Source organism: Sulfitobacter dubius, from assembly GCF_027214245.1.
Classification (GTDB): Bacteria; Pseudomonadota; Alphaproteobacteria; order Rhodobacterales; family Rhodobacteraceae; genus Sulfitobacter; species Sulfitobacter dubius_A.
In genome coordinates, this window is sequence record NZ_JAPWHM010000001.1 from 286,523 (window position 1) to 299,404 (window position 12,882).

The 12,882-nt window shown below is 60.6% G+C and carries 10 protein-coding genes; 2 read left to right on the forward strand and 8 right to left on the reverse strand.

All coding sequences use genetic code 11. The annotated features are described in order from the left end of the window. Positions 1–38: 38 nt before the first annotated feature. From O4H31_RS01430 to O4H31_RS01460, 7 genes are all read right to left on the reverse strand, one after another. The gene (locus O4H31_RS01430; protein WP_067629486.1) at positions 39–1,121 is read right to left on the reverse strand and encodes a carbon-nitrogen hydrolase family protein; all 1,083 of its coding nucleotides are present in this window, start codon (positions 1,119–1,121) and stop codon (positions 39–41) included. Positions 1,122–1,188: 67 nt separating this feature from the next. Next, positions 1,189–1,620: a universal stress protein gene (locus O4H31_RS01435; RefSeq protein WP_067940946.1), complete on the reverse strand. Its 432-nt coding sequence runs from the start codon at positions 1,618–1,620 to the stop codon at positions 1,189–1,191. Between the two features lie 12 nt (positions 1,621–1,632). Further along, the gene (locus tag O4H31_RS01440; protein WP_269342067.1) at positions 1,633–4,386 is read right to left on the reverse strand and encodes a TRAP transporter permease; all 2,754 of its coding nucleotides are present in this window, start codon (positions 4,384–4,386) and stop codon (positions 1,633–1,635) included. Positions 4,387–4,489: 103 nt separating this feature from the next. Continuing rightward, positions 4,490–5,449 (reverse strand): TAXI family TRAP transporter solute-binding subunit, encoded by a 960-nt coding sequence (locus tag O4H31_RS01445; protein ID WP_067940950.1) that lies wholly within the window; start codon positions 5,447–5,449, stop codon positions 4,490–4,492. Between the two features lie 232 nt (positions 5,450–5,681). Continuing rightward, complete coding sequence (locus O4H31_RS01450; RefSeq protein ID WP_269342070.1) at positions 5,682–7,283, reverse strand: ABC transporter ATP-binding protein; 1,602 nt, start codon at positions 7,281–7,283, stop codon at positions 5,682–5,684. After that, positions 7,280–8,095 (reverse strand): ABC transporter permease, encoded by an 816-nt coding sequence (locus O4H31_RS01455; RefSeq protein WP_269342071.1) that lies wholly within the window; start codon positions 8,093–8,095, stop codon positions 7,280–7,282. Before O4H31_RS01455 ends, O4H31_RS01450 begins: the two co-directional genes overlap by 4 nt. Beyond that, the gene (locus O4H31_RS01460) at positions 8,092–9,039 is read right to left on the reverse strand and encodes an ABC transporter permease (RefSeq protein WP_120349854.1); all 948 of its coding nucleotides are present in this window, start codon (positions 9,037–9,039) and stop codon (positions 8,092–8,094) included. Before O4H31_RS01460 ends, O4H31_RS01455 begins: the two co-directional genes overlap by 4 nt. A 251-nt stretch (positions 9,040–9,290) precedes the next feature. On the opposite strand from O4H31_RS01460, the gene O4H31_RS01465 reads away from it, so the two are divergent. Next, positions 9,291–9,728, forward strand: a complete 438-nt coding sequence (locus O4H31_RS01465; protein WP_269342074.1) for an HdeA/HdeB family chaperone — start codon at positions 9,291–9,293, stop codon at positions 9,726–9,728. Between the two features lie 75 nt (positions 9,729–9,803). On the opposite strand, the gene O4H31_RS01470 is transcribed toward O4H31_RS01465, so the two are convergent. Then, positions 9,804–11,288 carry an ABC transporter substrate-binding protein gene (locus O4H31_RS01470; RefSeq protein ID WP_269342076.1) on the reverse strand — a complete coding sequence of 495 codons (1,485 nt, stop codon included), beginning with the start codon at positions 11,286–11,288 and terminating at the stop codon, positions 9,804–9,806. Positions 11,289–11,447: 159 nt separating this feature from the next. Between O4H31_RS01470 and O4H31_RS01475 the strand changes: the two genes are divergently transcribed. After that, positions 11,448–12,710, forward strand: a complete 1,263-nt coding sequence (locus tag O4H31_RS01475) for an Hsp70 family protein (RefSeq protein ID WP_269342078.1) — start codon at positions 11,448–11,450, stop codon at positions 12,708–12,710. Positions 12,711–12,882 lie beyond the last annotated feature (172 nt).

The window sequence follows — 12,882 nt, forward strand, 5'->3', positions numbered from 1 at the left end:
GATGCCTAGGTACCGCAGTCTGCGAACCTAATCTCGGCCTAGCCGCTGGTATTGTCGTTCTGCCCGGGTGTTTCGGGCGTTGTTTGTGGGTCTGGCATGGCCGCAGCAGGTGCCGCGGGCGCCGGTGTCTGTGCCACTTCCGGCGCGGTGCCGGCAGTGGCGCTGGCAAGTGGCTCCGGTGGGAAACCGTTCTTGCCCTTATAGGCGGGGATCTCGGCGGGCACCTGTTGGGCTGGCACATCGACATGCAGGCCTGCACGGCTGCCCTGCTGCGGAACTTCGAGCGGGCCGAGGGTGTGCAGGAAGGCATCCGCGCCGCTGTCGCGGTCATAGACCGGGAAATCGGTCGGGCGATCGCGGAAGGATTTGAGCAGCTGGCCCAAGCCCTTCATCCCCGTCTCACGCTGGCGGCGCACCATGTTGAGATCGATCTCAATCGGGAACATGTCCTCTTGGCCCGCCGACTGGTGCAGCACCATCGAGGTTGGATCGACCACGCAGGATTTACCCACGCCGCCCGCGCCCAGGCCGTTCACGTCGAAGATATAGCACTGGAACTGCGCCGCCGTGGCCCGCGCGATGGCAAGCTCGGCATCGCGGTCGGTGGTGCCGGTCAGAACGGGGTGCAACAGCACTTCGACACCCTGAGAGGTCAACTGGCGCGTCGTCTCGGGGAACCACATGTCATAGCAGATCGACAGGCCAAAGCGGCCCACATCTGGCACATCGAAGATGCAGAATTCGTTGCCTGCCGCGATCCCGGCCTCATAGGGCCGGAACGGGAACATCTTGGCATAGCGGCGCACCACCTCGCCTTCGGGGTTGATGACGACCGAAGTGTTATAGACCCGGCCATCTTCGGGATGCTTTAGGAACATCGAACCGGGGATCAGCCAGACGCGGTGTCGCCGCGCGGCGGCCTGAAACTGTTCAATCGTCTCGTTCTCGGGTGGCAGGGCAAACCGGTCGAGCGGGCCGAAAGGCGCCAGTTCAGAGAACAGCACCATCTGCGTCCAAGGGAAGCGTGCCATCAGAATGTCGAGCCGTTGGATCATGCCATCGACATTGGGCTGCAAGGCATTGACGTACATCTGCACGCCGGCAATCGCGAAAGGGGTCATGCGTGAATACTCCGAACAACGCGGCGCAATGGACCATTTCCCTGCTTATCTCCGCGACGCACGTGTCTTACGCCCTCACGACCAGAACGGAAACAGGCGAACGACGCACAATGCGGTCGGCATTGGAGCCAACGAGGAATTCGCGCAGGCTGTCGGGGTGCTCAGATCCCATGACCACCAGATCGGCGTTTGATTTCTTTATCGTTTTTAGCGCCTCGCGGTGGATTTTGCCGAACTTGAGGTGCTGCTTCACCTTTACGTCATCAGGCACTTCCCGCTCGACAAGCTTTTCAAGCGCTTTGGCCGCGCGGCCTGTGGCCTGTTTTTCGTAATCTGCGGGAAAGAACCCTTCGACCAGCGGCGTGCCCATGTCAGGCACGACCGACAGGATATGCAGGGTGCCCTTGGACAGACGGATCATATCCACCGCCTGCGGCAGCGCTTTCTCCCATGATTTTGGGTCACTCAGGTCAACCGTCAGCAAGATATTGTCAAACATGGTGCGCCCTCCTCAGGCTGTCGCGGGCTTGCGGGTGTCACGCGCGGCACGGCCCCGTTGCAGGAAGACGACCAGTGCCAGCAGCAACAGCGCGGGGATGAACATCCAATATTTGCTGGGTTGCGGCATCGGTTTCAGCACGCGCAGCACCTCTTGGTCCCAATCAAGGCCCGCGCCCTGCGCAGGGCTATCGTAGAGGACATCGTCGATGATCATCTTGTCGCCATCCTCGCGGAACATGAGACCTGCGGCTTCCAGCTTCTCGGCCCCAGTCTCGCCCGCGCCAATCGGCAGCAGCGCGACGAACTCCAGCGGGTCGCCCAGATCGTTCACGCCCGACACCCGCAACCGGAGCCGTTCGCCCGCCGGTGTTTCCTCAGCCGCCTGCACGATCTCGGTCGGGGCCTCTTCGCTATAGGGCGGATAGACCATGTCCATCCAGAACCCCGGACGGAACAGGGTAAAGGCAATCAGCAGCAGCGCGATGGTTTCATAGAAACGGTTGCGGGCCAAAAACCAGCCTTGGGTCGCGGCGGCGAAAAGCAGCATTGCCACGGTTGCCACAACAAAGATGAACAGCCCCTGCCCCCATGTGACCCCGATCAACAGCAGTTCCGTGTTGAAGATAAACAGGAACGGCAGCGCCGCGGTGCGCAGGGAGTAGAAGAAGGCGACCAAGCCAGTGCGGATCGGATCACCGCCCGAAACGGCGGCGGCGGCGAAACTGGCCAAGCCGACCGGCGGGGTCACATCGGCCATGATGCCGAAGTAAAACACGAACAGGTGCACGGCGATCAGCGGCACGATCAGTCCGTTCTGCTGACCCAATGTCACGATCACCGGCGCCAACAGCGCCGAGACGACGATGTAGTTCGCAGTGGTGGGCAAGCCCATGCCAAGGATCAACGACAGAACCGCCGTCAGAAAGAGGATCGCAAGGATATTGCCGCCCGAGAGTACCTCAACCACATCCGCCAGTGCCGAGCCGACACCGGTCTGGCTGACCGCGCCCACGATGATACCGGCAGTTGCCGTGGCGATGCCGATACCGATCATGTTGCGTGCGCCAGTGACCAACCCGTCGATCAGGTCAAGTACACCCGCTTTCACGTCGTTCACAAACTGGCTTTCGCCGCGGAACATCGCCATCAGCGGGCGCTGTGTCAGCAGGATAAAGATCATGTAAGCCGCCGCCCAAAAGGCCGAGAGGCCGGGGGACAGGCGATCCACCATCAGCGCCCAGACCAACACGACGACAGGCAGGATGAAATGCAGCCCGGACCGCGCGGTAGGTCCGGGCATTGGCAACGATGTCACCTCTGCATTGGGGTCGTCCAGCTTCAGCGGTTCTTCCTTACTCGCCACATAAAGCAGGCCAACATAGACCGCCGTGAGGAAGACAAAGATGATGTAGCCCGCCGTTTTAGGGAAGGCCGGGCGGATCCAGCCCATCAGGTAATAGACGGCAAAGGACAGCGCGCAAATCGCGATGATCGCAAAGGCGATACCGATCAACTGCTGCACCAGCGGTTTGGGCGTATAGGCGCGGGGCAGACCCTGCATCCCGGCTTTCATCGCTTCAAGGTGCACGATGTACACAAGCGCGATGTAGGAAATAACCGCAGGCAAAAAGGCGTGTTTGACCACGTCGAAATAGGGAATGCCGACATATTCGACCATTAGGAACGCCGCAGCGCCCATCACGGGCGGCATGATCTGGCCGTTGACCGAAGAGGCCACCTCGACCGCGCCTGCTTTTTCGGAGTTGAAGCCCACTTTCTTCATCAGCGGAATGGTGAATGTGCCGGTGGTCACAACGTTCGCGATGGATGAACCCGAGATCAGGCCGGTCATGGCCGATGCCACAACCGCCGCTTTCGCCGGACCGCCACGCATGTGGCCCATGAGGCTGAACGCGACCTGAATGAAGTAGTTGCCCGCGCCCGCACGGTCCAACAGCGAGCCGAACAGCACGAAGAGGAACACGAAAGAGGTCGACACACCAAGCGCGATGCCAAAGACGCCCTCGGTCGTGATCCACTGGTGGTTCACAATCTCCGACAGGCTGTTGCCCTTATGTGCGATGATGCTGGGCATATAGGGGCCAAGCACGGTGTAGAAAAGAAAGACACTCGCCACGATCATCAGCGCAGGCCCAAGGGCACGGCGGGTGGCTTCGAGCAGAATTAAGAGTCCGGTAACACCTGCGATATAGTCTGGCAGGATTGGTGCACCGACGCGGTTGGCGATCTCGCGGTAGAAGATAAAGAGGTATAGCGCACAAAAGGTGCCGACGATGGCCAAGGCCCATTCCCAGATTGGAATGCGGTTCTTGGGCGAGCCGAGAAGCACTGTCGCGATGACAAAGGCTGCCGGGATCGGGATCCACCAAACGGCGGTCGAATCCTTGGTGCTGACCATAAAGAGTGCGGCAAGCACGATGGGAACGATGACGCCAAGCGCCACCTGAAAGCTGGTGCGCGTGGCCGGGAACACCATGATGCCAAGGAATACGGCAAAGCCCAAGTGAATGGAGCGGGCCAGCGTATCGTTGAAAAGACCAATGGGTGACGCGATGTAGAGTTGAAACAGGGACCAAGCCAATGCCACCAACAGCAGCAAGGTGCCCATCAGCCCGCTGACAGCACGGCCGCCCGTATCAGAAGAAGCGACAAGTTCGTCCAGTTCCGCCTGGCTCAGTCCGCCTCGGTCACCGGTTGCGGCGGTTTCGACAGCCGCCGCCTTTTGCTGGTCCTTCTCAGACATATCGTCCCCCTGTCGGCTCCACCTTGGGGTGGATGCGCATATTGTTTTTTTCGGGTCTCTGACGGCAGCGTACCGCCGCCAGAGCTATCATGTCACGCGAAGATTACTCGATCCAACCTTGCTCTTTGTAATACTTCTCTGCACCGGGGTGCAGCGGAGCAGACAGACCGCCCGAGATCATCTCTTCTTGGGTCAGGTTCTCAAACGCCGGGTGCAGACGCTTGAAACGGTCGAAGTTGTCAAAGACAGCTTTGACGACCTGATAAACCACATCGTCATCCACATCGGCGGATGTGACGAATGTCGCTTTCACGCCGAAGGTTTTGATGTCGCTGTCGGTGCCCTTATACATGCCGCCCGGCACGGTGGCCTCGGCATAATAGGGGTTGTCGTCGATCAGACCTTGGATCGCGTCACCGTCTACGGGGATCAGCTTGGCGTCGATGGTCGACACGGCTTCTTGGATCGAACCGTTCGGGTGGCCCACAGTGTAGATGATCGCATCCACTTTGTTGTCGCCCAGTGCAGCGGCCTGCTCGGCAGGCTTCAGCTCGGAGGCCAGTGCAAAATCGTCCAGCGTCCAACCCTTGGCGTCCATCACGACTTCCATGGTGGCGCGCTGACCGGAACCGGGGTTGCCGATGTTGACGCGCTTGCCTTTAAGATCGTCGAACGACTCGATACCGCTGTCGGCACGGGCGATCACGTTGAACGGCTCACCATGCACGGAGAAGACCGCGCGCAGGTTGTCGAACTTGTCGCCCTCGAACTGCGAAGAGCCATTGTAGGCGTGGAACTGCCAGTCGGACTGGGCCACGCCCATGTCCATGTCGCCCGCTTTGATCGCGTTGATGTTCGCGATGGACCCGCCGGTCGACGGCGCGGTGCATTTCAGGTTGTGGTCCGCTGTGCCGCGGTTCACCAGACGGCAGATCGATTGACCGACGACGAAGTAAACGCCTGTCTGGCCACCGGTGCCGATGGTGATGAACTTTTCCTGCGCCATGGCCGCAGTGCCGGCCACCATGGCACCGGTCATCGCGAGCATTTTGAACATTTTCATAAGATGTCTCCCATTGTTATATTGGCGGACCACCCTTTAGGCGGACACCATTGCATGCACAAGTAGAGCGCCGCAGCCTTTAGGCAATTGACTGGGCAGGGAAATTTCTAACGCGCCGTTCAGGGCCCAAGCAGACATGCCCTTGTGGCGGGAATCCCCGTATTCAGGTTAGGTCGGATTGCCATCGCGATCAATGCAACTCCCTTTCATGGCGCAACCCGGCCCCCAAAGCCTATCCTACACGCCGGGGCAAATCCGGCAGAACCGGCGCGGCGGCGATGAGCGATTTGGTATATTCATGCTGTGGCGCGTCGAAGACCTGCGCTGTCTCTCCGGCCTCTACGATCTTGCCGGACTGCATCACCAGCACCCGGTCCGTCACCGTGCGCACCACCGACAGGTCGTGCGAGATAAAGAGATAGGTCAGGTCATAATGGCTGCAAAGCTCGGCCAGCAGATCAAGGATCTGCGCCCGGACCGAGACATCCAGCGCGCTAACCGCCTCGTCGAAAAGGATCAACTCAGGCCGGATGATCAGCGCGCGGGCGATGGCGATGCGTTGGCGCTGCCCGCCCGAGAATTCGTGAATGTATTTGCGCGCATCTGCGGGGCGCAGCCCCACGGCGGTCAGCGCTTCGTCAATCGCGCGGGTCCGCTCCGCCCCCTGCGGCGCGCTGTCGAGCAGGTGGAAAGGCTCGGTCACCAACCGATCAACGCGGTGGCGCGGATTGAAGCTGCCGAATGGGTCTTGGAACACCACCTGCATCTTGCGGCGCACGGCAAGGTTCGGCTTTGTCCCGGTAAAGACGGGCTGGCCATCAACGGTGATACTGCCCTCTTGCACCGGCTCCAGCCCCAAAATCGCCCGAGTCAGGGTCGATTTCCCGCAACCGGATTCCCCGACCAGCCCCAAACGCTCCCCCCGGTTCAGGGTAAAGCTGAGATTGTCCACCGCGCGGAATGTGCCGGGCGCGCCGAAAAGCGTTTTGCGCGGCAGATGGTAATCGCGGCAGACGCCTTTGACCTCCAACAACGGCACGGGCGCGGGTGGCGTGGGCAGGTTGACCTCATGGCGGGAAGCCTCAAAGAGCATCTTGGTATAGGGGTGGCGCATGTCGCGCAGCAGGCTCTGAGTCTCTCCCTGCTCGACAATCTGGCCCTTGCGCATGACGATGATGCGGTCGGCCATATCGGCCACGACGGCAAGGTCATGGGTGATCATCAACAGCCCCATGCCGTCTTCGCGCGCCAGACGGGTCAGCAGGGCGAGGATTTGCGCCTGTGTGGTGACATCTAGCGCCGTGGTCGGCTCATCGGCGATCAACAGACGCGGGCGCAGGGCGATGGCGATGGCGATCACCACCCGCTGGCGCTGCCCGCCGCTCAACTCATGCGGATAGCGCGACAGGGGGAAGCGATCTTGGGGCAGGCCGACGCGGGTGAGCGTATCGGCGGCGCGTGCCTCGGCCTCGGCCCGCGAGACGCTGGGCTCATGCACGCGGATGGTTTCGGCCACTTGGCGACCGATGGTCTGCACCGGGTTCAGCGCGGTCATCGGCTCTTGAAACACCATGCCGATGTCATTGCCGCGCACGCCGCACAGCGTCGCTTCGCTCATTTGGGTCAGATCATCATCGCCCAGCATGATATGGCCGGTGGTCGTGGCCCCCTTAGGCAGCAGTTGCATCGCCGCCAGCGCGGTCATCGACTTGCCCGAGCCGCTTTCCCCGGTCACGGCCACGATCTCTCCCGGTGCGACGGAAAAGGTCACCCCGTCGAGGATGCGCAGCCCGTGGATCGACAGCGAAAGATTGGAAACGGTCAGAAGCGTCATGTGCGTGCCACCCTCAGGCGGGGATCAAGCAGGTCACGCAGCCCGTCGCCCATCAAGTTCAGCCCCAGCACCGTCAGGATGATCGCGAAACCCGGCATCAAGGCCATATGCGGCGCGATACTGACCATGGTTTGCGCATCGGCCAACATTCGGCCCCATGACGGCACCGGCGGCTGCGCGCCGAGACCGACATAGCTCAGGCCCGCCTCGGCGAGGATGCCGAGAGAGAACTGGATGGTCCCCTGCACGATCAGCAGATTGGCAACGTTGGGCAAGATATGCTCAAACGAGATCCGCGCCGCGGACTTGCCCGCCACGCGGGCCGCCATGATGAACTCCCGCTGCCAAAGCGACAGCGCGGCGCCGCGGGTGATGCGGGCGAAGACAGGGATGTTGAAGATGCCGATGGCGATGATCGCGTTGATCGCCCCGGCCCCGAAGACAGCTGTGATCAGGATGGCGATGACAATGGCCGGAAAGGCAAAGACCAGATCATTGCCGCGCATGATGACCTCATCCACAAGGCTCCCGCGCCGCGCTGCGGCCCAAAGCCCCAGCGGCACGCCCGCGCCCATGCCGATCCCCACCGCCACCAACGCCACGGCGATAGATGTCCGCGCGCCGACCATGATCATGCTGAGGATGTCGCGGCCAAAGTGATCTGTGCCCATGGGATGGGCCAGCGAAGGGCTGTGCAGTTTATTGGCGATGTCGAGCCCGGCATAGTCATAGGGCGTCCAGACAAAGGAGATCTGCGCGGCCAGCAGAAAGACCGAGGTGAGCGCAGCGCCAAGGATCAAGTTGCGGTTCATGTGCGTGCCCTCAGCCGGGGATCGACAGCGGCATAGGCCAGATCGACAAGGAAATTCACCAAGATCACCGAAAAGACCAAGAGCATCACCACCGACTCGACCACGATCAGATCCCGCGCCGAGATCGACTGAAACACCAGCCGCCCAAGGCCGGGGAGGTAGAAAACCTGCTCAATGATGATCGACCCGGCCAACAGGAAAGAGAACTGCAGGCCGATGATCGTCAGCACCGGGATCAGTGCATTGCGCAGACCGTGACGCCAAAGCGCCTGCCGCGCGGTCAGCCCCTTGGCCCGCGCGGTGCGCATGAAATCTTCGCCCAGAACATCCAGCAGGGCCGAGCGCATGACCCGCGCGAGGATCGCCGCCTGCGGCAAGGCCAGCGCGATGGCAGGAAGGGTCAGCGCATGCAACCCGGCGAAAAGCCCCTTGTCCCAGCCGACGAAGCCGCCCGCCGAAAACCAGCGCAGATTGATCGAAAAGATCAGCACGAGGATCATGGCAAACCAGAAGTTCGGCACCGCCACGCCCAATTGCGTCGCCCCCATCACGCCAACGTCGCCCGCTCGTCCGCGGCGTGAGGCGGCGTAGATGCCCGCCGGAAAGGCCACGATGACAGAGAGGAAAAGCGCATAGAGCGCCAAGGGTACAGAAACCCAGAGCCGGTCGCCGATCATCTCGGTCACCGGGGTGCGATAGGTGTAGGACGTGCCGAAATCGCCGCGCAGCATGCCGCCAACCCATTCTAGGTAGCGCTCGGGTCGGGATTGATCGAGACCCAGCTCACTGCGCAGCGCGGCCAGTGTTTCTGGCTGTGCATTCAGGCCCAGCATAAACGAAGCCGGATCGCCGGGGGCGACCTCGATCACCATGAAGATCACCAGCGACGCAACCGCGAGACTGATGAGCAGGGAGAGAAATCTTTTCAACGCATAGCGCAACATAGCGCGGAGGTTAGGCGGCACGCTCGGGAGGGTCCAGAGCCCGCGTGCAGTTTCCCCGAGGAGAAAGAGAGAAATGCTGAATTTTTAAGGCCCAGGCAGCGCGGGGCCGGGGTACACATCGAAAGAATCCAGCATTGTGAGCATGTTATGCACTGAAACTGCCGTTTTCCCGTTCCTAATCGCTATGCGCTGGAACCATATCCGTTATGCGGTGTTGTCTTCGGGAGAACAGACAAAACTGGAGAATAAAAATGAAAACGACTTTGAAAACACTTGCGATCGCCGGCCTTCTGGGCACCGTTTCCGCACCCGCCTTCGCCGCTGCTCACATGGACATGGCCACCATGACCTGCGCCCAGTACCAAGAATTGAGCGATGAAGACAAAATGGAAGTTGCTTCCATGGCAATCGCCGAACTGGAAGATGGCGGCCACGGTGGCTCGCTGATCACCGAGACCAAAAACGACGGTTCCGAGCCGAGCGACATCTCCGCTGAAGAAGCGACAGACGCCGAAGAGACCGAAGATTCCCTAATCGACAACACCAAAGCTGTTGAAGATTCCGAAGAAGCCGACGAAATGGCTGACACTGAGATGCAGCAGGCTATGGAAGACTTCGTTGTAGTCTGTAACCAGAACCCCGATGCACTGGTCAGCGAAGCCGCAGCAAACATGCGTGGCAAAGACTAATAGGTCTTCGCTTGTTATAGAGAGGGCGCGCTTTACGGCGCGCCCTTTTTCGTTGTGTTTTAGATATTTATCTAATCACTCGGCCCAACTTACACCGCTCAGATCGGTGGCTTGGGTAGGTGCGTTCACCCAAAGCCCCTGCACACCGGCCTTAGCGATCGTCGGAAATGCGAGCTGGAACAGGTATCCGTTCACGTAGTCTTCGGCGATGGTCTGCTGTGCCTTGGCCAGCATCTCACTCCGCGCGGCGGGGTCGGCGGTTTTGTTGAACTCCGCAATCAGAGACTGGAATTCAGCATTGTCATACTGGAAGTAATAGTCCGGGTTGGCATAGATGTTGATGTCCATCGGCTCTGTGTGGCTGACGATCGACAGGCCGAAATCTTTGCCTTTGAACACGGTTTCCAACCACTGCGCCCATTCGACATTGGTGATCTGCGCCTTGATGCCAACTTCGGCCAGTTGGGCTGCGATGATCTCTCCGCCGCGGCGGGCGTAGGATGGGGGCGGCAGGTGCAATGTCGTCTCGAACCCATCGGGGAAACCAGCCTCGGCCAGCAGCGCCTTAGATTTCTCGGGGTCGTAGCTGCTCATCTCAGTCAGATCGACGTAGTCTGGGTTATGCGGCGCGAAATGTGTGCCGATGGGCGTGCCATAGCCGAACATCGCCCCATTAATGATTGCCTGACGGTCGATGGCATGGGCCACAGCCTCGCGGACTTTGACGTTATCGAAAGGTTCGCGCTTGTTATTGATCGACAGGATCGTTTCCCCCTCGGTCGAGCCGATCAGCACTTGGAAACGGGGGTCGGCCTCGAACTGGGGGATATTTTCCGGCGCGGGGAAGCCGGTGAAAACATCGACATCCTCGGCCATGACCGAGGCGAAAGCCGCTGTCGGGTCTGAGATGAACTTGAAGGTCGCGCTGGCCAGCGCGGGGGCCTCGCCCCAATAGTCGTCATTCCGGGTCAGAGTGATCTTGTCGCCCTGATTCCAGTTCTCAAACTTGAACGCACCAGTGCCAATCGGGGTCTGCTTGATCGTCTCGACCGTTTCAGGTGCCACGATCACCGCGTCGCCCCAGGCGAGGTTGAATAGCATGTTGCCATTCGGTTCGCTCAGTTTGACCTCAACAGTCTGTGGATCAATGACATTCACCTCGGAAATCGCGGCATAGAGCGCCTTTTGCGCATTGGCGCTGTCTTCGGCGTTGATCCGGTCGAGGGTGAATTTCACATCCTCGGCATCCATCGTGGTGCCATCGTGAAAGGTGACCCCCTCGCGCAGCTTGAACGTATAGGTCAGCCCGTCTTCGGAAATCTCCCAAGACTCAGCCAAGCCCGGCACGACAGAGCCATTGCCCATGAAACGGGTCAGCCCTTCGAAGACATTGGTATAAAGCACCGAGTCGATGGCCCCGGCCGCGGCAGAGGTCGGATCAAGGTGCGGTGGCTCAAGCTGCATGGCGACGGTGATGTCGTCCTTGGCGAAGGCGCTGGTGGCGATGACAGCCAATGCAGCACTGGCTACACCGGTCATCAAACGGTTCAAACGGTTCATGAAGTTCTCCCATATTGGCGTATTTTTTTGCGAGGCTAGCCAAAAGCCGCGCGACGCGCCAGCCTTCGTTGCCAAGCCCGCGCGAGAAGGGTATCGCGGGTGCTTTGCACGGGCGCGCCGCGCGCCGGACCGTCCGTGAAAAGGCATTAGGAGAACGTCATGGCCAGGCTGGGGATTGATTTTGGAACGTCCAACACCGCGGCGGGCATCGCCATCAACGGCACCCCGCAACTGATCGCATTAGAGGCCGAGGCGCAGACCCTGCCGACGGCGGTATTTTTCGATTTCGAAGCGCGTGAAATGCGGATCGGCGCCGCCGCTTCTGACGCGCTACTGGCCGGGGCCGAGGGCCGTTATATGCGCGGGTTGAAAAGCCTCCTTGGCACCCGGCTGATGCGCGAGCGGCGGGTGCTTTTGGGCGAACGGCTGGACTTTATCGATATTGTGGCGCGGTTTCTGGCGCGGGTGAAAACGCAAGCCGAAGCCGCCACGGGGATGCAGTTCGACACAGCACTCTCTGGCCGTCCGGTGCGCTTTCACTCAGCAGATGACGCGCGCGATGCACAAGCACTGACAGACCTGCGCGAGGCCTATGGCCGGGCCGGTTTCGACCATGTGGATTTCATGAACGAACCCGAAGCCGCCGCGCTTGCCAACCGCGCCGCGCTGCGCCCGGGGGATCTGGGACTGGTGATCGATATCGGCGGCGGGACCTCTGATTTCACGCTTTTCCGCCAGCGCGGGAATGATGAGATCGACATTTTGGAAAGCCACGGCATCCGCCTTGGCGGGACCGATTTCGACCGGTCCTTGTCCATCGGGCGGGTGATGCCGCAGCTTGGGATGGGCAGCGAAATTCGCCATGCTTTCGGAGGCGACACCCACATCGCGCCCAATGCGATCTTCAACGATCTGGCCACTTGGGCGAAAATTCCGTTTCTCTATGGCGCTGACACCCGCAAGGCGGCGGCGGAATTGCATAAGTTTGCCGAACATCCCAAGCGTCTGGCACGGTTGGTTAAAGTGCTTAATGAAGAGCTTGGTCATGATCTTGCTTTTGCCGTCGAAGCGGGCAAAATCCGCGCCAATGGCGCAGGGGCCGAGGGGGATGCAGATCCGGTGATCGACGTGTCGATGCTCAAACCCCGCGCGACTTTGCCCCTGCCCCGTGACTGGATGCGTAAGCGGCTCTCGAAACTGGCCGCACAGATGGGGGATGCAGCGGAGACGACAGCGCGTAACGCAGGCATCGCGCCCGGCGCCGTGGACCGGCTGATTTTTGTCGGCGGGTCGAGCCTGATGGAGGTGGTCGAGGCCGAAATGCGCACACGCTTTCCGCACGCGGAAGGACATCGGGGGGCGGCGCTGACGGCAATTGTTGAGGGGTTGGCGTTGAGTGCCGGTGGGGGAGAACGCGGCTGATCCGTCTGGTTGAGGGTGCGGGATCGGTATTTAAGAAAGGATGAAGTTGAAAGGGGGAGACGCTCCCCCCTGGTGGGGGCGAGATTGGCGGGGCGTTGTTGTTTGGGGCGCGCGAATTAAGCAGGCTGGGGCTTTTTACTGTGCAGGGGGCTTCGGCGGGCTATGTTCATCA